Annotated in this window: 13 protein-coding genes and 1 tRNA gene; 7 read left to right on the top strand and 7 right to left on the bottom strand. The window is 63.1% G+C overall.

Annotated elements, in window-relative coordinates:
- Positions 1–36 precede the first annotated feature (36 nt).
- Both guaB and guaA read left to right on the top strand, forming a co-directional pair.
- A complete protein-coding gene (guaB, locus tag ECTOBSL9_RS17205) occupies positions 37–1,503 on the top strand; it encodes an IMP dehydrogenase (RefSeq protein WP_063463397.1) in 1,467 nt (488 codons plus the stop codon).
- A 3-nt stretch (positions 1,504–1,506) separates the two neighbouring features.
- Positions 1,507–3,087: a glutamine-hydrolyzing GMP synthase gene (gene guaA, locus ECTOBSL9_RS17200; protein ID WP_063463396.1), complete on the top strand. Its 1,581-nt coding sequence runs from the start codon at positions 1,507–1,509 to the stop codon at positions 3,085–3,087.
- 6 nt (positions 3,088–3,093) lie between these two features.
- Here guaA and ECTOBSL9_RS00380 read toward each other — a convergent pair whose 3' ends face one another.
- Positions 3,094–3,957 carry an HDOD domain-containing protein gene (locus tag ECTOBSL9_RS00380; RefSeq protein WP_063463395.1) on the bottom strand — a complete coding sequence of 288 codons (864 nt, stop codon included), beginning with the start codon at positions 3,955–3,957 and terminating at the stop codon, positions 3,094–3,096.
- A 68-nt stretch (positions 3,958–4,025) separates the two neighbouring features.
- On the opposite strand from ECTOBSL9_RS00380, the gene tadA reads away from it, so the two are divergent.
- Positions 4,026–4,490: a tRNA adenosine(34) deaminase TadA gene (gene tadA / locus ECTOBSL9_RS00375; RefSeq protein ID WP_063463394.1), complete on the top strand. Its 465-nt coding sequence runs from the start codon at positions 4,026–4,028 to the stop codon at positions 4,488–4,490.
- Here tadA and mltF read toward each other — a convergent pair.
- The gene (gene mltF, locus ECTOBSL9_RS00370) at positions 4,485–5,906 is read right to left on the bottom strand and encodes a membrane-bound lytic murein transglycosylase MltF (RefSeq protein WP_063463393.1); all 1,422 of its coding nucleotides are present in this window, start codon (positions 5,904–5,906) and stop codon (positions 4,485–4,487) included. The genes tadA and mltF overlap by 6 nt on opposite strands.
- A 96-nt stretch (positions 5,907–6,002) precedes the next feature.
- Between mltF and ECTOBSL9_RS00365 the strand changes: the two genes are divergently transcribed.
- Positions 6,003–6,092: transfer RNA gene (locus ECTOBSL9_RS00365), tRNA-Ser, on the top strand.
- A gap of 45 nt (positions 6,093–6,137) precedes the next feature.
- On the opposite strand, the gene ECTOBSL9_RS16255 is transcribed toward ECTOBSL9_RS00365, so the two are convergent.
- Both ECTOBSL9_RS16255 and ECTOBSL9_RS00360 read right to left on the bottom strand, forming a co-directional pair.
- Entirely contained in the window at positions 6,138–6,275 is a 138-nt protein-coding gene (locus tag ECTOBSL9_RS16255; RefSeq protein WP_082829652.1) for a DUF3096 domain-containing protein, read from the bottom strand.
- A 138-nt stretch (positions 6,276–6,413) separates the two neighbouring features.
- Positions 6,414–7,562, bottom strand: coding sequence for a cation diffusion facilitator family transporter (locus ECTOBSL9_RS00360; RefSeq protein WP_063463392.1), 1,149 nt, complete (start codon positions 7,560–7,562; stop codon positions 6,414–6,416).
- Between the two features lie 153 nt (positions 7,563–7,715).
- Between ECTOBSL9_RS00360 and ECTOBSL9_RS00355 the strand changes: the two genes are divergently transcribed.
- Positions 7,716–10,007, top strand: a complete 2,292-nt coding sequence (locus ECTOBSL9_RS00355; protein ID WP_063463391.1) for a bifunctional diguanylate cyclase/phosphodiesterase — start codon at positions 7,716–7,718, stop codon at positions 10,005–10,007.
- A gap of 98 nt (positions 10,008–10,105) precedes the next feature.
- A complete protein-coding gene (locus tag ECTOBSL9_RS00350; RefSeq protein ID WP_082830017.1) occupies positions 10,106–13,126 on the top strand; it encodes a chemotaxis protein CheB in 3,021 nt (1,006 codons plus the stop codon).
- On the opposite strand, the gene ECTOBSL9_RS00345 is transcribed toward ECTOBSL9_RS00350, so the two are convergent.
- Positions 13,071–15,266 (bottom strand): EAL domain-containing protein, encoded by a 2,196-nt coding sequence (locus tag ECTOBSL9_RS00345; protein WP_156500004.1) that lies wholly within the window; start codon positions 15,264–15,266, stop codon positions 13,071–13,073. The genes ECTOBSL9_RS00350 and ECTOBSL9_RS00345 overlap by 56 nt on opposite strands.
- Before the next feature lie 23 nt (positions 15,267–15,289).
- Positions 15,290–16,633 (bottom strand): PAS domain-containing protein, encoded by a 1,344-nt coding sequence (locus ECTOBSL9_RS00340; RefSeq protein WP_063463389.1) that lies wholly within the window; start codon positions 16,631–16,633, stop codon positions 15,290–15,292.
- Between the two features lie 165 nt (positions 16,634–16,798).
- Here ECTOBSL9_RS00340 and ECTOBSL9_RS00335 point away from each other — a divergent pair, with 165 nt between their 5' ends.
- Positions 16,799–17,320: a flavin reductase family protein gene (locus ECTOBSL9_RS00335; protein ID WP_063463388.1), complete on the top strand. Its 522-nt coding sequence runs from the start codon at positions 16,799–16,801 to the stop codon at positions 17,318–17,320.
- Here the strand turns inward: ECTOBSL9_RS00335 and ECTOBSL9_RS00330 are convergent.
- Positions 17,317–19,740, bottom strand: coding sequence for an EAL domain-containing protein (locus ECTOBSL9_RS00330; RefSeq protein ID WP_063463387.1), 2,424 nt, complete (start codon positions 19,738–19,740; stop codon positions 17,317–17,319). The two genes, ECTOBSL9_RS00335 and ECTOBSL9_RS00330, sit on opposite strands and share 4 nt — an antisense overlap.
- Between the last annotated feature and the right edge of the window lie 3 nt (positions 19,741–19,743).

Below are 19,743 nucleotides of genomic sequence, written 5' to 3'. Positions count from 1 at the left end.
AGGATTAACCACCGCGTCCCCCCGCCGAGAATCATCATGCGCATCGTCCAGGAAGCCCTCACCTTCGACGACGTCCTTCTGCTACCCGCTCACTCAAGGGTATTGCCTAAGGAAGTCGATCTCAGCACGCGGTTCACCCGCGGCATCACCCTGAACATCCCCCTGGTATCGGCCGCCATGGACACGGTCACCGAGGCCCGTCTTGCCATTGCCATCGCCCAGGAGGGCGGTATCGGCATCGTTCACAAGAATATGAACATCCAGGCCCAGGCGCATCAGGTGCGCATCGTCAAGAAATACGAGAGTGGTGTGATCGTGGATCCCATCATCGTGACACCGGATACCAGTATCCGCGACGTGCTGGCCATTACCCGTGCCAATGATATCTCCGGGGTGCCGGTGGTCAGTGGCAAGGACCTGGTGGGCATCGTCACCAGCCGCGACCTGCGCTTTGAAACCCGCATGGATGCCCCGGTCTCCCAGATCATGACCCCCAAGGAACGCCTGGTCACCGTGCGCGAGGGTGCCGATCGGGAGGAGGTCCAGCATCTGCTGCATGAGCACCGCATCGAGAAGGTGCTGGTAGTGAACGACGACTTCCACCTGCGTGGCATGATCACCGTGAAGGATATCCAGAAATCCACTGACTTCCCCATCGCCTGCAAGGACGAGCAGGGACGCCTGCGGGTGGGAGCGGCCCTGGGCGTGGGGGCCGGCACCGAGGAACGCTGCGAGGCGCTGGTGGATGCGGGCGTGGACGTGGTGATCGTGGATACGGCTCACGGCCATTCTCAGGGCGTGCTGGATCGCGTGGCCTGGGTGAAGAAGCACTTCCCGCATGTGCAGGTGGTGGGCGGCAACATCGCCACGGGTGAGGCTGCCCTGGCGCTGGTGGATGCGGGCGCCGATGCCGTCAAGGTGGGTATTGGCCCCGGCTCCATCTGCACCACGCGCATCGTTGCTGGTGTGGGTGTGCCCCAGGTCACGGCCATCGACAACGTGCGCCAGGCCCTCAAGGACACGGACGTGCCGCTCATTGCGGACGGCGGTGTGCGCTTCTCCGGTGACTTTGCCAAGGCCATGGCCGCCGGTGCCCACTCGGTGATGCTGGGCAGCCTGTTTGCCGGCACGGAGGAGGCCCCTGGCGAGGTGGAGCTCTACCAGGGCCGTTCCTACAAGTCTTATCGGGGCATGGGCTCTCTGGGCGCCATGCAGCAGGGGTCCTCGGATCGTTACTTCCAGGACAACGAGGGCAACGCCAACGTGGACAAGCTGGTGCCGGAGGGGATCGAGGGCCGGGTACCCTACAAGGGCAGCATCGTGGCGATCATTCATCAACTGGTGGGTGGGCTGCGTTCTTCCATGGGCTATGTGGGCTGCTCCAGCATCGAGGAGATGCGCACGCGCCCCGGCTTTGTGCGGGTGACTGCTGCGGGGATGCGTGAGAGCCACGTGCACGACGTGGCGATCACCAAGGAAGCCCCCAACTACCGGATGGACTGATCCATGACCGCTGCCGATATTCACGCCTACCGCATTCTCATTATCGATTTCGGTTCCCAGTACACCCAGCTCATCGCGCGACGCATTCGCGAGGCTGGGGTGTATTCCGAGATCCACCCCTGGGACATGGACGAGGCTGCCATCCGGGACTTCGCCCCCACGGGAATCATCCTCTCCGGTGGCCCCGAGTCAGTCAACGAGAGCGATCCGCCCGGTGTGCCCCAGTGTGTGTTCGAACTGGGTGTGCCGGTGCTGGGCATCTGCTACGGCATGCAGACCATGGCCGCCCAGCTGGGCGGATGCGTGGAAGGGTCGGACCACCGGGAGTTTGGTTATGCCCAAGTGCGTGCCCACGGCCATACTCCGCTGCTCACCGATATCGAGGACCACACCACCCCGGAAGGATTCGGGATGCTGGATGTGTGGATGTCCCATGGCGATCGGGTCACGCAGATGCCCGATGGCTTCAAGCTCATGGCCTCCACCGAGGCGGCCCCCATCGCCGGCATGGCCGATGAGGCCCGGGGCTTCTATGGCGTGCAGTTCCACCCGGAGGTCACCCATACCACCCAGGGGCAGCGCATCCTGTCGCGCTTCGTGCACGATATCTGTGGCTGCGAGAACCTCTGGACCGCCGGCAACATCATCGAGGACATGACTGCCCGCGTGCGTGACCAGGTGGGCGACGACCATGTGGTGCTGGGCCTCTCCGGTGGCGTGGACTCCTCGGTGGTGGGTGCCCTGCTGCACAAGGCCATTGGCGATCAGCTCACCTGCGTCTTCGTGGATACCGGCCTGCTCCGTCACCAGGAAGGTGACCAGGTGATGGCCACCTTTGCCCGGCACATGGGCGTGCGCGTGATCCGCGTCGATGCCGAAGATCGCTTCCTGTCGGCCCTGGAAGGAGAGGCGGATCCGGAAGAAAAGCGCCGCATCATCGGCCGTCTGTTCGTGGAGGTCTTCGACGAGGAGGCCAGCAAGCTCACCAACGCCCGCTGGCTGGCCCAGGGCACCATCTACCCGGATGTGATCGAGTCTGCCGGCTCCAAGACCGGCAAGGCCCATGTGATCAAGTCCCACCACAATGTGGGCGGACTGCCCGAGACCATGAAGATGGGTCTGGTGGAGCCCCTGCGGGAGCTGTTCAAGGACGAGGTGCGTCGCATCGGCGTGGAGCTGGGTCTGCCCACGGAGATGGTCTACCGTCATCCCTTCCCGGGGCCCGGGCTTGGGGTGCGCATCCTGGGTCAGGTGAAGAAGGAGTACGCGGACCTGCTGCGCCGGGCCGACCATATCTTCATCGAGGAGCTGCGCGCCGCCGGGCTGTACGACCAGGTCTCCCAGGCCTTTGCGGTGTTCCTGCCCGTGAAATCGGTGGGTGTGATGGGCGATGGCCGCCGCTACGACTACGTGGTGGCCCTGCGCGCCGTGGAGACCATCGACTTCATGACCGCCCGCTGGGCCCATCTGCCCTATGAGTTCCTGGACAAGGTCTCACGCCGCATCATCAACGAGATCAAGGGCATCTCCCGGGTCACCTACGACATCTCCGGCAAGCCGCCGGCGACGATCGAGTGGGAGTAATGCCGCTCAGACGAAGATCCGGCTGATCTGCTGCATGGCGGTCGGGTCTTCGTCCCAGGGCAGGGTCGGGTCTTCCGGGGTGGCCCCCAGGCGACGCAGGGAGGCCACTTTCATGCGGTCCACCGAGGCCAGTCGGTGGCGGGTGGACTGGTAGCTTTCGATGTTGGCTGCCTGGACGATATCCACATAGTCCACGGGTTTGTCATCCCCCGGGTCACGCCCCAGGTTGTCGTGCTCGGCGGCCACGTCGATCAGTTCCTGCTCGAAGTTCCAGGCCTTGAGCACCGCCTTGCCCACGGCCATGTGGAGCGAGGCGATGATCAGGTTGAGATGCTTCTCGTTCTCGACGATCACATCCACATTCTTGGCCTTGTTCAGGATGGGGATCACGCCCACATCGTGGATCAGGCCTGCCAGCATGGCCTCCTCCTGGTCCAGATGCCGGTAGCGACGGGCCAGCAGGGTGCTGACCACGGCCACCTCCACGCTATGCTCCCAGAGGGTTTCCATGCGTTGGCGAATGCCCCGGTGACCGGTGCTGAACACGTCCCGCATGGCCAGTGACAGCAGTACATTCTTGGTCTTCTCCAGCCCCAGCCGGGTGATGGAAGACTTGATGGTGGCACAACGGGTCAGCCCCCGGTAAACGGGACTGTTGGCATAGCGAATCAGGCGTGCCGCCATGGCGGTGTCCCGGGCCACCACCGAGGTGACATCGTCAATGGAGCTGTCGTCGCGGTTGATCGTGAACAGCGCCTGGATGGAGACATCCGGCAGGGTGGGAATCTGGATGCCATTTCCCTGAAGATCTGCGCGAAGATCCGCTACGAATTCGTCGACGATCTCTTTGGAATCGAGATTTCTTTTCACGGGGCGTGTGGACGAGTGAATGAGTGGCTGCAGTATGACATATCAGACCGAGACTAAGGAGCGCAGGCATGGATCCCGATGACGTCCACTGGATGCATCAGGCCCTGGAACTGGCCCGGCGGGCGGCCGACAACGGCGAGGTGCCAGTGGGGGCCCTGGTGGTTCGTGGGGGAGACTGCCTTGGCCGCGCTGGCAACCAGCCCATCGGCCTGGCCGACCCCACGGCCCATGCCGAGATCCTGGCGCTGCGCGAGGCCGCTCAGCGGGAAGGGAACTATCGCCTGCCGGGCAGCACCGTCTACGTCACCCTGGAGCCCTGTGGCATGTGTATCGGTGCCATGATCCATGCCCGAGTAGAGCGGGTGGTGTTTGGTGCATACGACCCCAAAACCGGCGCCGCCGGCAGCGCTGCCGATCTGGTCAACCTGCCCATGCACAATCATCGTTTGCAGGTGACCGGCGGTGTGCTCTCCCAGGCCTGCGGCGACCTGTTGCGGGATTTCTTTCGCTCGCGGCGTGGGCGGCGCTCATAGAGCTGGGGGCAGGATCTCCAGAGGCGCAACGCCCCGGCGTGGTGTTAGTGGTGCAGGTTCCCCCGGGGCTTCGTCCCGGGTGTCCAGCCAGGTGAGGATGTCGTAGAAGCTGCGCACGTTCTGCACGTAATGCACCGGTTCCCAGCCACGGGCATAGCCGTAGCGGGTTTGCCGGTACCAGTCGGGCTGACTGAGCAGAGGCAGGTGCTCCATCACGTCTATCCAGCGATTCGGATCCCCCCCCTGGGATCGGGTGATCCGGCGGGCATCGTGGAGGTGCCCCAGGCCTACGTTATAGGCGGCCAGGGCCATCCAGGTTCGATCCGGTTCATGAATGTCATCCGGCAGACGCCCGCGCAGGCTGGCGAAATACTCCGCGCCGCCGAAGACCGAGTCACGGGGGTCGGTGCGGTCCTGTATCCCCAGTTGGCCGGCGGTGGCCCGGGTGAGCATCATCAGGCCGCGTACCCCCGTGTAGGAGATGGCGCCCGGGTCCCAGTGGGACTCCTGATAACTGATGGCGGCCAGCAGACGCCAGTCCAGATCGTGCGCCTGGGCCGCCTCGCGAAACAGGGGCTCAAAACGGTCCAGACGATTCCTGATGCGACGCATGAAGATGAGTAGGCCAGCATAATCCAGCATCTCCACGTGCCCGAAATACCGTTCCAGTATCTGTTCCAGGCGCCCATCCTCCGTGATCTGTTCGAAGAAGGCCTCGGCCTCCCTGAGCAGGGTCGCGTCCGCGTTGCGCTTGAAGGCCCAGGCCAGCGGCCTGGGTTCCGACAGTTCCAGCGCTACCCTGAGTTCCGGGAAGAAGCGCAATGTGGCCGCCAGTTCCATGGAGTCCACCACCGTGAGTTCAGCCTCGCCCTCCCACACCTGGCGCAGTAAATCCTCCGGAGTGGTGTCCGCCACTTCTTCCCATTCAAGCCCCGGGTAGAGCGGCTGCAACTGCGCCAGCGTGGTTGCGTGACTGCTGCCGGCCACCACCAGGATGGTCCGGCCGGCCAGATCGGCCAGGGATTGCGGTCGGCTCCTGCCGCTGCGGTAGATCAGCTGTTCTGTTACCTGCATGTAACTGGGCCCAAAGCGTACCTGGCTGAGGCGCGGCCGGGTGATGGTGATCCCGGCTGCGGCCATGTCGGCACGCCCGGCGTTCACCAGGGGCAGGATGGACTCGAAGCGATCCGGCACCAGGATGCGCAGTTCCACCCCCAGATGCTCGGCAAACGCCGAGGCCAGGTCATATTCGAAACCGCTGGTGCCGTTGGCCCAGGGTTGATAAGTGGTGTTGCCCAGGCGGGTGGCCACCACCAGTTCGCCCTTGGCCAGCACGCGGTCCAGTTCGGTCACGGGCCGCGCGAAGACAAACAGCAGGGTGAGGGTCACCAGCAGCAGGAAGGCGACAATCTCCATGCGCTGTGCCAGGGTTAATGCGGGGCGTCGGCGTCTCAAGGGCTTAAAAAGACATGGGCGGATAGGCTATAATGCCTGACTTCGCCAAGACCGTCAGGAGAGGTGCCGGAGCGGTCGAACGGGGCGGTCTCGAAAACCGTTGTACGCGCGAGCGTACCGAGGGTTCGAATCCCTCCCTCTCCGCCATGATGTATGAAAAGCCCCTGATTCAGGGGCTTTTTTGTGGGCGAACTACAGGTTAAACAAACCAACCACACCAATCACGATCAAATAGATGGCGACGATGTAGTTGAGCAGCCTGGGCACGATCAGTATGGCAATGCCGGCGATCAGTGACAGGATGGGAACCATTTCAAGATGTATCGTCATCGGTTTTTCCCTTATGTTTGAAAAACCACCCTACCAAAGTCACTGGCCAGCATGAAGCAAGGGGCCCGCGAGCGAATTCTCCCCGAAGTGCTCAAATTCGAGCGGTGCTCATCCGCCCAGCTTGAAGGGGGGGGCTCATTACCTGAAATACACCCTGACTTCCCCCACTCCCTTCACCTCCTGGGTGACCCGGGTGAGCTGTCGCGCCAGGGCTCGTGCCCCCTCCAGGGTTTCAAAATTGTCTGGTGAGAGGTGCAGTTCCAGATGGATGCGACCGTCCAGGTAGTGCAGCACCACGTTGTCCATCGGCAGTGCGCCGGGGACGGACTGCCACTGCAGATTCAAGCGGCGCATCAATTCAGACCGGCAGGGCAGGTGGCTGCTGGGGGCGTGTGTCCGGTCATCCTCCGGATCCACATGCACCAGCACCTCGCGCAACTCGGGACGGGACTGTCGCAGGGTCTTGGCTACGGATTCGCTGATGCGATGGCCTTCGGAGACGCTGATCCTTGGGCCCACCATGATGTGCACATCGGCCAGTAGCGCACTGCCCATGCGCCGGGTACGCAGTTCATGAACGCCATGGATACCGTCCAGGTGCCTGACCGAATCCAGCATCTGCCGCTGTTCTTCCGGGCCCACGCCGGTGTCGATCAACTCGCTCACACTGTTCCAGATCAGCTTGGCGCCCATCAAACTGATCAGCAGGGCCACCAGCACGGCGGCCACGGCATCCATGAACGCGAAGCCCGCCAGGGTGGCCCCAATGCCCACCAGCACCACCAGCGACGAGACCACGTCGGAGCGGTGGTGCCAGGCATTGGCATAAAGCAGGCTGGAGTCGATGCGCCGCGCCGCCCGCACGGTGTAATGGTAAAGCCCCTCCTTGGAAATAATGGCCAGGGCCGCCAGAGCCAGGGCCGCGGGGGCCGGGCTGAGCAGGTCTTCCGGGGACTGCAGGCGCCGGAAGGCATCCAGGGCGATGCCCAGGGCAACGCCGATCAGGGCCAGTCCCACGATCACGGTGGCCAGGGTCTCGATACGGGCATGGCCATAGGGGTGGTTGTCGTCCGCCGGTGCATTGGCCTTGCGGGCGGCGAACAGCACCATGAAGTCACTGAGCAGGTCCGACAGGGTATGTACACCATCGGCGATCAGTGCCTGGGATTGGGTGAGGAAACCACCCACCACCTGGGCCGTGGCCAGGGTGGCATTGGTGGCGGCACCCACGAGCGTCACCCGTCGCGTGGTGCGGTACCTTTCCTCACTGGGGTGGGTGTCTGACATGGGGCTCCGTGGGACATCATGGGCCGCGACTGGCGGGAACCGCCGACCCGCATCGCCCCGGTGGATCTCCCGGGAGACAGGTGCCATCATGATAACCCGATTATGTCGGGGGATGGTATTCCGGGGGATTCGGAGATGCCGTAGAGTGACGTGATGCGTAAACGCCTCAAACCAAGCGCCGGAACATTGGTACTGATTTACGCCCTCATCGCGGGGCTGTGGATCGTCAGTTCTGGCTGGCTACTGGATCTGGCCCTTGATAATGGGACGGTGCAGGTTCGTCTGGAGATCGCCAAGGGGCTGCTGTTCGTGCTGGTCACGTCCATGCTGCTGTATGGGCTGCTGCGATCCTGGGCCCATCGTCTCGAGGATAGCGAGCGCCTCATGAACATGGCCTCCGGCCTGGCCCATGTGGGTGGCTGGCAGGTGGATCTGCAAGCTGGCCTGGTGCATTGGTCGCCTGAGGTCTATCGCATCCATGACATGCCCCCGGGCACCCGGATCAGGCTGGAAGACGGCATTGAGTTCTATGCGCCGGCCTACCGGGACAGGATTCGCCAGGTCTTCCGGGCGTGCGCCGAGGAAGGCATTCCCTACGACGAGGAGATGCAGATCCTCACCCGTAGGGGTACGCCGGTCTGGGTGCGCACCATCGGTCGGGCCGTGCGCGACGAGCAAGGGCGCATCACCCGGGTGCAGGGGGCCTTTCAGGACATCAGCGCGCGCAAGCGCGATGAGGCAAAACTGCGCCAGTGGTCCACGGTGTTCGAATCCAGTGGCGAGGGCATGATCATCACCGATGATCGTGCCCGCATCCTGATGGTGAATGCCTCCTTCACCCGGATCACGGGTTATGGTCCGAAGGAGGCCATCGGGCACAATCCCAGCCTGCTCAGTTCCGGCCGCCATAGCCGGTTCTTCTACCGTCGCATGTGGGACATGATCAGCCTGACGGGAGGCTGGCGGGGCGAGCTGTGGAATCGTCGCAAGAGCGGTGAGATCTACCCCCAATGGTCCACCATCAATGCCGTGCGCGACGCCGAGGGCCGGTTGACCCATTTCGTCAGTGTCTTTTCCGATATTTCCGACCTCAAGAGCTCCCAGGAACAGATCGAACGCCTGGCCCACCGGGATGCCCTGACCAACCTGCCCAATCGCTTGCTGTTTCGCACCCGCCTGGAACAGGCCCTTCTCAGGGCTCGCTCTCATGCCTCGCAGGTGTCGGTGCTGCTACTGGACCTGGATGGCTTCAAGCATATCAATGACAGCCTGGGTATCCGCATGGGGGATCAACTCCTCTCCAGTCTGGCTGAGCGGTTCACCAGCATCCTGCAGCGGGGCGAAACCCTGGCGCGCATGGGCAGTGATGAATTCGCCATCCTGGTGGAGCAGGGCTCAGATGAGGAAACCCGGGTGGAACAGGTGGCTGAGGCGATCATCCAGGCGGTGCAGCTCCCCGTGAAGATACGCAATAACGACGTCTTCATCACTGCCAGTATTGGTATCGCCAGCTTCCCCCAGGATGGCCGCGAACAGGATCAACTGCTGCAGCACAGCGATGCGGCCATGCATCACGCCAAGCAGGCGGGCGGCAATACCTATGCTCTTTACACTCAGGATCTCACCGATTACGCCCGGGACCGGGTGCTGCTGGCGGCGGACCTGCGCCAGGCACTGGCACGCAATGAACTGGTGCTGCACTACCAGCCCCAGGTGGATCTGATCAGCGGGGCGGTGGTGGGTCTTGAGGCACTGGTCCGTTGGGAGCATCCCACCCGGGGCATGATTTCGCCGGGGCGCTTCATCCCCATGGCCGAGGATACCGGCCTGATCCTGCCCCTTGGTCGCTGGGTGTTGCGCCAGGCCTGTGTGCAGGCGAAAGCCTGGCGGGACGCCGGACTCGAATTTGGCACTGTGGCGGTGAATGTCTCGGGTGTGCAGGTGCAGCGCAGCAACCTCGCGGAAACCGTGGACGCCTTGTTGCGGGAGACGGGGGTGGAACCGGGCCTGCTGGAACTGGAGATCACGGAAAGCTTCGTCATGGATCGCCGTCAGGGTTCGGAGGAACTGTTGCGCCAGCTCAAGTCTTTGGGTGTGGCTCTTGCGGTGGATGATTTCGGCACCGGGTATTCATCCCTGTCCTATCTCAAGTCACTGCCTTTTGATGCTTTGAAGATTGACCAGAGCTTTATCAGTGGCATCTCCTCCGACCCTCACGATGTGGCCATCGCCAGCGCCATCACCACGCTGGGTGGGCATCTGAAGATGGAAGTGCTGGCCGAGGGTGTGGAAACGCGGGAGCAGCAGGAGGCCCTGCTGGCCCTTGGATGTCATCGGGCGCAGGGGTATCGCTTCAGCCACCCGGTGGCCGCCAAGGCCATCCCGGAGATACTGCGCCGTTCGACGCTGATGCCGAACGACGCGAAGGTCCTTGAGGAGCGATGAAAGCGGAATCCAGGGCCGGGCAGGGCTTCTGGCGGTAAGCCGGTGATGGCCTTATAGTGGGGAAGTCCATTCACTCCGGCCTGCGCGGTAAGCCCACCATGTCATCCGATCAGACCCCACAAGACACCCACGAGCCCCAGGATGCCTCCCAGGAGGATGCTGGCGAGGTGCTTGAGGCCGCTGGGCCGACGCAGGAGTTTACCGGCCATGTGGTGGGTATTGGTGCCTCGGCGGGGGGGCTCGAGGCCCTGGAGCGATTGTTCGAGGCCATGCCAAAAGAGACCGGCGCGGCCTTCGTGGTGGTTCAGCATCTCTCCCCGGACCACAAGAGCCTGATGGCCAATCTTCTGGCTCGACATACCAGCATGCCGGTGGTCACGGTCCGTGATGCCATGGAACTGGAACCTGAGACCATCTACCTGATTCCGCCCGGCAATCTGATGACCCTCTCCGAGGGGCACTTGCGCCTCAGCCCCAAGAATCCCCGGATCTTATCCCTACCCATTGACCTTTTTTTTTCCTCCCTGGCCAGGGAGTTCGATCACCGGTCCATCGGCGTCATCCTGTCAGGCACTGGATCTGACGGTACCCGGGGCTCGGTGGCCATCAACGATGCCGGTGGCCTGCTGCTGGCCCAGGACCCGGAGAGTGCCAAGTTCGACGGCATGCCGCGCAGCGTCATCGCCACCGGCCTGGTGGACGAGGTACTGCCCCCGGATACCCTGGGCGCGCGGATCCGCGATCATATCGAGCAAAAACCCGACACCCAGGTGACGCTGCCCCCCAAGACCACCTCTGACCTGGATTCGGGCTCGGCCCTGGAGGGCATCTTCCACCTGCTGCACAACCATGGCGGGGTCAACTTCCGGGACTACAAGCCGGCCACGGTGCTGCGCCGCATCGAGCGGCGCATGCAGGTGCGCCACGTGCCGGATTTCGAGCACTACCTGGAACTGCTGGAGGGGGATTCGGGCGAGGTGTCGGTACTGCGGCGGGAGATCCTCATCCCGGTGACCAACTTCTTCCGCGACCCGGAGGCCTTCGACACCCTGGCCAGCAAGGCGGTGGAGGATATTGTCAGCCAGTCCGGCATAAGCCACTCCATCCGGGTCTGGGTGGCGGGTACGTCCACGGGGGAGGAAGCCTATTCCATCGCCATCCTGTTTGCCGAGGCCTTCGAGCGAGCCCACCGCTGGCCGGACCTGAAGATCTTTGCCACCGACGTGGAGCAAAAGAACGTGGATGCCGCCAGCGCGGGCAGGTTTTCCGAGGCCATCATGGCGGAGGTGTCCCCGGAGCGGCTGGAGCGCTTCTTCGACAAACGGGGCAGCCACTTCGTGGTCAAGCCGGAGCTGCGCCAGACCCTGGTCTTTGCTCGCCACAACCTGGTGGAGGACCCACCCTTCACACGCATGGACATGGTGACCTGCCGTAACATGCTGATCTACTTCCTGCCCACCACTCAACAGCGGGCCCTGCGGCGGTTGCAGTATGCCCTGGCCCCGAACGGCTACATGTTCCTGGGCAGCAGTGAATCCCTGGGGGAACTGAGCCCGGATTTCACACCGGTGAGCAGCAAGTACAAGCTGTTTAAGATGCTGCGCAGCGCCCCGCTGCCAATGGAGTCACACCACGCCAGCATCCCGGCCCTCGAAAGACGTACGCAACCCTCCGCTGGGCGCAGTGACAAGGCGTTCCGCTCCCGGGATGCCTCGGCCATTGAGTCCGCGCAGCAGGTCTTGCTGCAGGAGCATGCCCCGCCCAGCATCCTGCTATCGGAGTCGCTGGAACTCATCCATGTGTTTGGGGAGGCACAGCGATTCCTGCATTTCCCTTCCGGCAGCATCACCCTGGAGATCTCCAAGCTGTTGCCCGCCGGTATCGTTCCCGTGGCCCAGGCCCTGCTGCGTCGGGCTTCCAGGAGCGGCGAGGTGATCCGCTCCGAGGCCAGCACCTTCAAGATGCCCGGTGGCAGCACCGAGCGCCTGCGCCTGAACGTGCGCCGCCTGGACGGGGACGAACGTAACAGTACCTTCCTGCTGCTCTCCTTCGAGTCCCAGGAGGCCGTTGTCCGCGAGGGTGGCGACAAGGAAACCCAGTGCCTGGACATGAGCGTGGAGGCCCTGGATCGCATCAACTCCCTGGAGCAGGAATTGGCCGCCACCCGGGAGAGCCTGCAGGCCACCATTGAGGAACTGGAAGCCTCCAACGAGGAGCTGCAGGCCACCAACGAGGAGATGATGGCGGCCAACGAGGAATTGCAAAGCTCCAACGAGGAACTGCAGTCGGTGAACGAGGAGTTGTACACCGTCAATGCGGAGAATCAGGAGAAGATCCAGATCCTCAATCGCCTCAACGCGGACCTGGACAGCATGGCCAAGGCAGCGTCCATCGCCACCCTGTTCCTGGATGAATCCATGCACATCACCCGCTTCACCCCCGAGGCGCAGCAGATCTTCAAGATCCGTGACGGGGATGTGGGTCGACGCATCGACGATTTCACCCACAACCTGATGTACCCCGGACTCATGGATGACCTGCGCGAAAGCCTGCGGGAAGGGCGCATGAACGAGCATGAGGTGTGTTCGGAATCGGGCAATTACTATCTGGTGCGCATCCTGCCTTACACCCTGCAGGGAGCCGCCTCCCGGGGGGCAGTGATCACCCTGGTGGACATCACCTCGGTGCGGGATGTGGTGCGCCTGCAGGCAGTGCTGGATTCCCAGACCCACCAGGTGGCGGTGCTGGACAGCAGTGGCATGATCCAGATCGTCAACAAGGCCTGGCGGGAGGCCTTCAAGGCACAGGCGAAGGATCCACTGGGTGTAGCCGGTCCCGGAGACAATTTCCTGGAGTCCTGCTATGCCCGGGGCGCCCAGCCTGAGGGAGCAGAAGAATACACCATCAAGGCGGAACGAGGGCTGCGCCAGGTGCTCAAGGGTGACAGCGAGGGGTTTGGTTTCGAGTACCGCTATCCTGGGTCGGAGCCGGATCGATGGTTCCTGATGCAAGTGGGCATGCTGCACCACCCGGAGGGTGGGGCCATCGTCAGCCGCCTGGAGATCACGGACTGGATGGTTCGTCCGAAGGCGTCGTCGGACAGTCCCAGTGAAAAGTGAGTTGATTCGGGGGCACGGGTCGGCTGAATAGGAAACCCTGGGCCAGGTCGCAGCCTTCCTTGAGGAGGAACCGGACCTGCTCCTCCTGTTCCACCCCTTCGGCCAGGGTCTCCAGGCCCAGGCTGGCTCCCAGACCGATGATGGCGCGGATGATGGCCTCGCCATTGGCATCCATGCCGATGTCCTGGACAAAGGAGCGATCGATCTTGAGTCGATCCAGGGGCAGGCGCTTGAGGTAGGACAGGGAGGAATATCCGGTGCCGAAGTCGTCCACCGAGATCTTCACCCCCATCACCTTGAGTTTCTGGAGCACCGATTGGGCCTTCTCCGGGGCCCGCATGATCAGGGATTCGGTTACCTCCAGTTCCAGGCACTCTGCCGGCAGGTCGTATTCCTTCAGGCAGTCGCGCACCGTGTCCACCAGCATCTGCCGCTCCAGTTGCTGAACGGAGAGGTTCACCGCCACGCAACTGACTTCCCGACCCTCGTTCCACCAGACCCGCATCTGTCGGCAGGCCTCACGCAGCACCCAGGCGCTGATCTCGCCGATCACCCCCATCTCTTCGGCCAGGGGGATGAAGTGCCCGGGTGACACCAGCCCCAGCGTGGGGTGTTCCCAGCGGGCGAGGGCCTCCACCCCCAGTAATGACCCATCCTTCAGCCGCACCTGGGGCTGATAATGCACCCGCAGCTCATTCCGCGCTGCAGCACCGCGCAGGGCGGATTCCATCTTCAGTCGATCCATGACCCCTTCCGACAGGCTAGGGGCAAAAAACTCATAGGCGTTACGCCCCTGAGTCTTGGCCTCATACATGGCCAGGTCGGCATTCTTGAGCAGCGCATCGGCGTCCACCCCGTCGTCGGGATAGGTGGCCACGCCGATGCTGGCGGTAATCACCAGTTCGTGACCCTCCAGCAACATGGGGGCCTCCAGCACATTCAGCAACTTTTCACACAGTGTGTTGATTTCCTGCGGGTTGATTTCATCTTCCAGGAGCAGCACAAACTCATCCCCGCCCAGCCGGCTCAGGGTGTCCGAGGCGCGTACAGTGTCCTTCATGCGCCGGGCCACGGTCTGCAAAAGCAGATCTCCCAGGTTGTGGCCCAGGGTGTCGTTGATGGTCTTGAAGCGGTCCAGGTCCAGGAAGAGCAGGGTGAGGGTGGCCTTGTTGCGGTCTGCCCGGCGCAGGGCATGCTTCAGGCGGTCCCTAAGCAGGGCCCGGTTGGCCAGTCCGGTGAGTGGGTCGTAATGGGCCATGAACTCCAGTTGCTGCTGGGCCTCCTTGATCTGGCCGATATCGCTGAACACCCCCACATAGTGGATGATTTCACCATCGTCGTTGCGCACGGCGCTGATGGTGAGCCACTCCGGGTAAATCTCGCCGTTCTTGCGTCGATTCCAGATCTCGCCGCGCCAATGGCCCAGTTGCAGCAGGTTGCGCCACAAACGCTGGTAGAAGCTGGCATCCTGTCGTCCCGAATGCAGCAGGGCAGGTGTCTGGCCCAGGGCGTCCTCTTCCGTGTAGCCGGAGATGCGCGTAAAGGCCGGGTTCACGGCCACGATGCGCCCCTGCATGTCCGTGACCATGATGCCTTCATCGGCAGCCTGAAAGACCCGGTCGGCCAGCCGCAGGCGTTCTTCAGCGCGGTTGCGTTCGGTGATGTCATGCACCACCGAGTGCAGCAGTTCCCGTCCTTCCACCTGAATCCTGCCGCTGTACACCTCCACCTGTCGTCTTTCGCCCGTGGCCAGGCAATGCACGAAACGAAAATGCCTGTGCCCGCCGCGCTGGACCCGGGCCATCTCCGCCTGGGTTTCCTTGTCTGACAGGGCATTGATGTCGCTGATGCGGCGCTGGCGCATCTCGTCGCGGGTCCAGCCATAGAACTGGCAGGCCCCGGGATTGGCGTCCACGATTTGCCCATCCTCCGGGTCCACCAGGAGCATGATGGAATGAGTGTTCTCGAACAGGCTGCGATACCGGGCCTCGCTCTCGCTCAGGGCCGCCTCCGTGATGCGGCGCTTCTTTTCCAGCTCCAGGTGTTGCAGGGCGTAGGAGAAATCCTCGGTGATGTCCTGAACCAGCCGGTCAATTTGCGGGGTGAAGCCTGCCCGGGTGTCGGAGAAGAAGCTGGCCACGCCCACCAGACGATGGTTGCGGATCAGTGGGTAATGGCCGAAGGTCTGGATCCGGTTGGCCTGTGCCCACTGGCGCCATTGGGGGGGGCGTCTGGATCCTCCCGGTTGGCGTAAACGTAAGGTTGCCGGTTGATCAACTCCCAGGCCTCGTGCAGGGGCATGGCCTGTATCTGTTCGGGTGTCAGACCCTTGCAGGCACGGGGCAGGGGGGGATTATCGCCATTGCGCAGGCTGATGACGCAGGCGGTGAAGCCGCCGTGTTCCACGGCAATGCGCGCCAGATTGTCCAGCAGCGGTTGTTCGTCCTCGATGCGGACGATGGCCTGATTGACCGCACTCAGGGTGGCATACAGCAGGCTGACCTGAGCCACCTCCAGTTCCGCCCGCTTTCGGTCGGTAATGTCCCGGTTGATGCCCCGGCGACCCTGGTAACTGCCGTCTTCCGCAACGACCGGCTGGCACTCGTGTTCGATCCAGCGGACCTCGCCGTCCAGGTGGCGCAGGCGGAACTCCATGAGCTCATGGGGTAGTTGGTCCCGACAATCATGGATGTCTTGCTCATGCTGCTCCCAGCGCTGCCGGTCCTCGGGCTCAAGCAGGCGGGTAAACAGCCCCGGGTCGTCCATGAAGGCCTCGGGGGGATGGCCGCTGATGGCCAGGCACCCGGGGGAGACATAGTGATACCGTCCCTCGGGGTCATACCAGTAGTCCCACACCGGTGAGTAATCGGCCAGGATGCGGTACCGGGCCTCGCTCTCGCCCAGTTCCTGGTGGGCCTGTTGCAGCTGGGCCTCATGGCGCAGGTGTTCGGTGAGGTCCACCACGGCGCATACGAATTCGTTCTCCCCACCCTGCCGCCCCGGCAGGCGGGCGACATGCAACTCACCGCGAAAGGTATCACCCTCGGTGCGCACGAAGGTGAAGTCCTCGCAGAACGCCTTGCCCTGTTCTTCGGCCTGGATGAGTACCCGGCTCAGGTCCCTTTCATTGTCATGATGGATCAGTCGACGCAGAAAGTGGTGCCGCAGATGGGAGTGGCGCAGGCCGAACAGGTGGGCCGCCTGGTGGTTGGACTCCAGGATCAATCCGGTCCGATCCACCACCAGGGCCGCTACGGGGATGCCGGAGAAGAAGGCGGAATAGCGCCCCATGGAACGCTCGGCCGCCAGTTGGGCCTCACGCAACTCGGCGTTCTGCACCTCCAGTTCGGCCTGGTAGATGCGCAGGTGCTCAGTGACCTCGGCCAGGTCGATATGGCCCTTGTCAAAAAGATCCTGGGAAAGGTCAAAGTCGCCGGCACGCAGGGCCTGCTCGGCCCGGGCGCGAATCGCCTCGTCAATCTTCTTGGTGGGTTTGTTGCGGGACATGGGTGCCGGTTACGGGTTCACCGGTGGTGAGTGTGCTACCGTTAGGCCCTGTGAATACACTGGCAAGGCCACCGTTTTGTGATCAGGTTCACGTCTTGCTGATCCGCATGATACTTCATTTGAGAAATCCTCGCCCATCCCCGGGCCTCAGGCCGATCTAACAGTATGAACAATGCTCAGTCCGAAATAATCGATTCCTTGCCGGTGATTGATCCACGTCGGTTTCGGGATGCCCTGGGTCGCTTTGCCACGGGCATCACGGTGATCACCTGTCTTGATCCACAAGGAGAGGTGCCCAACGGTTTTACGGCCAATTCCTTCAGTTCGCTGTCGCTGGATCCGCCGCTGGTGCTGTTCAGCCTGCGCCGTGATGCCGGGTGTCTGGCGGCCTTCGAGCGGGCCAGGGCCTTTGCCGTGAATGTACTTGCGGAGGATCACCAGGACCTCTCGAACCGGTTTGCGGGCAAGGAGGCCAGTCGCTGGGAGGGCCTGCAGTTCGAGGCCGGGCAGACCGGCGCACCGTTGCTGCCGGGGATGCTGGCGCAGTTTGAATGCCGCACCGAGGTGATTCACGACGGCGGCGACCATCGTATCTTCGTGGGCCGGGTGTTGCGACTGACCATGCCCCGCGAGGGTGAACCCCTGGTCTATTATCAGGGCGACTACCGTTTTTTAACCAGGGATTAGCTGGTTTCGCGGGGATGCGCCCGGCGGCGCATGGGCAGGGGCCTGCCCGGGAGGCTTTCCAGCATGGCCACCACCGACCCCGGTCGACCGAAATAGTAGCCTTGGTGTGTGTGGCAGCCATGCCGGCTCAGCCATTCCCAATGCTCCCGGGTTTCCACCCCCTCGGCGATGACCCTCAGGCCCAGCGTGCCCGCCAGGGCGACGATGGTTCGGGCGATGGCGGCATCGTTAGGGTCGATGAGCACATCACGAACGAATGACTGATCGATTTTAACATCGTCCAGGGGCAGGCGCTTGAGATAGCTCAGGGAGGAATAGCCGGTGCCGAAGTCGTCCAGGGCGAACGAGATGCCCCGTGCCCGCAGTTGACGCATCTTGCTGATCACGTCCTCCACGTCTTCCAGCAGCAGGCTTTCGGTGATCTCCAGCTTGAGGCGATGCGGGTCTGCCCCGGTCGTGTTCAGGGCGCGCAACACCCCCGGCACGAATTCCGGATGCCGGAACTGACGGGCGCTCACATTGGCCGCGAGTTTCAGGTTTTTCAGGGACGGGTCCCGGGCCCATTCGGCCAGTTGGGCGCAGGCGGCTTCCAGCACCCACTGCCCGATGGGCAGGATCAGCCCCGTATCCTCGGCCAGCGGGATGAACTCACCTGGGGGCACCAGGCCTCGATCCGGGTGTTGCCAGCGCAGCAGGGCCTCGGCGCCCGTCAACACGCCGTCATCGTCCACCAGGGCCTGGTAATGCAGTAGGAACTGTTTTTCGGAAAGCGCCCGGCGCAGATCGCCCTCCAGAGCGGCCCGGGCGATGACCAAGGCCTGCATGTCCGGGTTGAACAGCCGTTGGGTGTTCCGCCCTGCCGCCTTGGCCTGATACATGGCCAGGTCTGCCCGCTTCATGAGTTCGTCCACGCTCACCGGTTCCTGATGGAATAGGGTAATGCCAACGCTGGCCGTGCTGTGATGCTCCTGGCCGCCGAGGAGATAAGGATGTTTCAGGGAGGCCAGGATCTTGTCGGCGACAATCTCTGCCTGTTGGATGGCCTCCTGGGTTTCATGGCTGAGCCCGCAGAGCATGACCACGAATTCATCCCCACCCAAACGGGCCACGGTGTCGGCTTCATGAACGCAGCCGCTGATGCGCCTGGCCGCCTGCATGAGTAATTGGTCGCCCCGGTCATGGCCCAGGGTGTCGTTGAGGAGCTTGAAGTTGTCCAGGTCGATGAACAGCAGGGCGCCATGGCGGTATTCCTGGCGGCAGATATGAACAGTCGCTTCCAGACGCTCAGTGAACAGGCGCCGGTTGGGCAACTGGGTCAGCGGATCAAAGAAGGCCAGCGTCTTGATCTCGTCCTCGGCCTTCTGACGATCACGGATCTCCTGGCCCAGGGTCCGGTTGGCTTCTTCCAGGGAGCGATGGCTGCGCTGCAGCTCCAGATCGTACCGAATGGTGCGCAGGTAGCCGCGCAAGACCAGCAAACCCAGGCCGGCGATGACCAGCCAGGTAAGACTCAATGTCCAGAATTTTTGCCACCAGGTGGCCATGATGGTTTGCTGTGCCTCGCCAGCCACCACCAGAAAAGGCAGGTCGCGTACCATCCGGGCTGCGAACAAGCGGTGCATCCCGTCCACCGGCGAGATGATGGCGAATTGCAAGGTATCCTTCTCGTCGCGAATCAGGGGAGCCAGTCGGCCTGCTTCCACCGGCTGACCGAGTTGGGCCTCGAGGCCCGGAACGGTGTCCCGCGGGCGCCGCGCCAGCAAGCGCTCGTCATGATCCAGAATGGTGAGGCTGCTGCCGGGTGTGGGCTCGGCACGTTCCAGCCAGTGATCGAAGAAATCCAGATCCAGGCGCACCCCCAGTAATCCGGCAAAGTGACCCTCGGCATCACGAAGGGCCTGGGCATGAGCGACAAGAAACCCCCCGGTCTCATGGGAAAAGAAGGCGCGGGACACCTGGCGCTCCAGGTCAGGGTTATCACGCAGGGCCTGGAAATGACCTTGGTCGCTGATGTCGTGGCCGATCTCGTGGTGGGGGCCGGAGGTATGCGTCATCCGCCCTTCAGAGTCGAACAGGGCAATGCCCTTGGTATTGGGCAGGAGATGCAGATGCCGATCGAGCCACTGGTTGATTCGGGCGTGGGCTTCGGGGTCTTCCTCGGGCCCCGGGAGGCTCTCGGGACGGATCTCGCCGGCCATGCTGCTGAGCAGGGCCCCGCTGGTCTCGAAGGCGGCATACAGCCATTCGCTTACCAGCACGCTGGTGGCATGGGTGCGCTGGCGAGCGGCTTCCATATCCTGCTCTCTGGAGGTGGTGAGGTCCCAGGCGATCACCACGGCCAGCACCAGGCAAACGCCCAGGTACAGGGCCCAGGCCTTGAGGGTGAGGCGCAGGTGACGATCTTCCCCGAGTGCGATCATCCC

Source organism: Ectothiorhodospira sp. BSL-9 (genome assembly GCF_001632845.1).
GTDB lineage: Bacteria > Pseudomonadota > Gammaproteobacteria > Ectothiorhodospirales > Ectothiorhodospiraceae > Ectothiorhodospira.
The sequence above is the reverse complement of the archived record's forward strand: the minus strand, read 5'-3'. Positions and strand labels throughout refer to the sequence as shown.

What these genes read in the sequence shown, in the direction of transcription:
- guaA (WP_063463396.1), top strand. Translation starts at nt 1,507, where the DNA reads ATGACCGCTGCCGATATTCACGCCTACCGCATTCTCATTATCGATTTC.
- ECTOBSL9_RS16255 (WP_082829652.1), bottom strand. Translation starts at nt 6,275, where the DNA reads ATGACGATACATCTTGAAATGGTTCCCATCCTGTCACTGATCGCCGGC.
- ECTOBSL9_RS00335 (WP_063463388.1), top strand. Translation starts at nt 16,799, where the DNA reads ATGAACAATGCTCAGTCCGAAATAATCGATTCCTTGCCGGTGATTGAT.
- tadA (WP_063463394.1), top strand. Translation starts at nt 4,026, where the DNA reads ATGGATCCCGATGACGTCCACTGGATGCATCAGGCCCTGGAACTGGCC.
- ECTOBSL9_RS00360 (WP_063463392.1), bottom strand. Translation starts at nt 7,562, where the DNA reads ATGTCAGACACCCACCCCAGTGAGGAAAGGTACCGCACCACGCGACGG.
- guaB (WP_063463397.1), top strand. Translation starts at nt 37, where the DNA reads ATGCGCATCGTCCAGGAAGCCCTCACCTTCGACGACGTCCTTCTGCTA.
- ECTOBSL9_RS00355 (WP_063463391.1), top strand. Translation starts at nt 7,716, where the DNA reads ATGCGTAAACGCCTCAAACCAAGCGCCGGAACATTGGTACTGATTTAC.
- ECTOBSL9_RS00340 (WP_063463389.1), bottom strand. Translation starts at nt 16,633, where the DNA reads ATGTCCCGCAACAAACCCACCAAGAAGATTGACGAGGCGATTCGCGCC.
- ECTOBSL9_RS00350 (WP_082830017.1), top strand. Translation starts at nt 10,106, where the DNA reads ATGTCATCCGATCAGACCCCACAAGACACCCACGAGCCCCAGGATGCC.
- ECTOBSL9_RS00330 (WP_063463387.1), bottom strand. Translation starts at nt 19,740, where the DNA reads ATGATCGCACTCGGGGAAGATCGTCACCTGCGCCTCACCCTCAAGGCC.
- mltF (WP_063463393.1), bottom strand. Translation starts at nt 5,906, where the DNA reads ATGGAGATTGTCGCCTTCCTGCTGCTGGTGACCCTCACCCTGCTGTTT.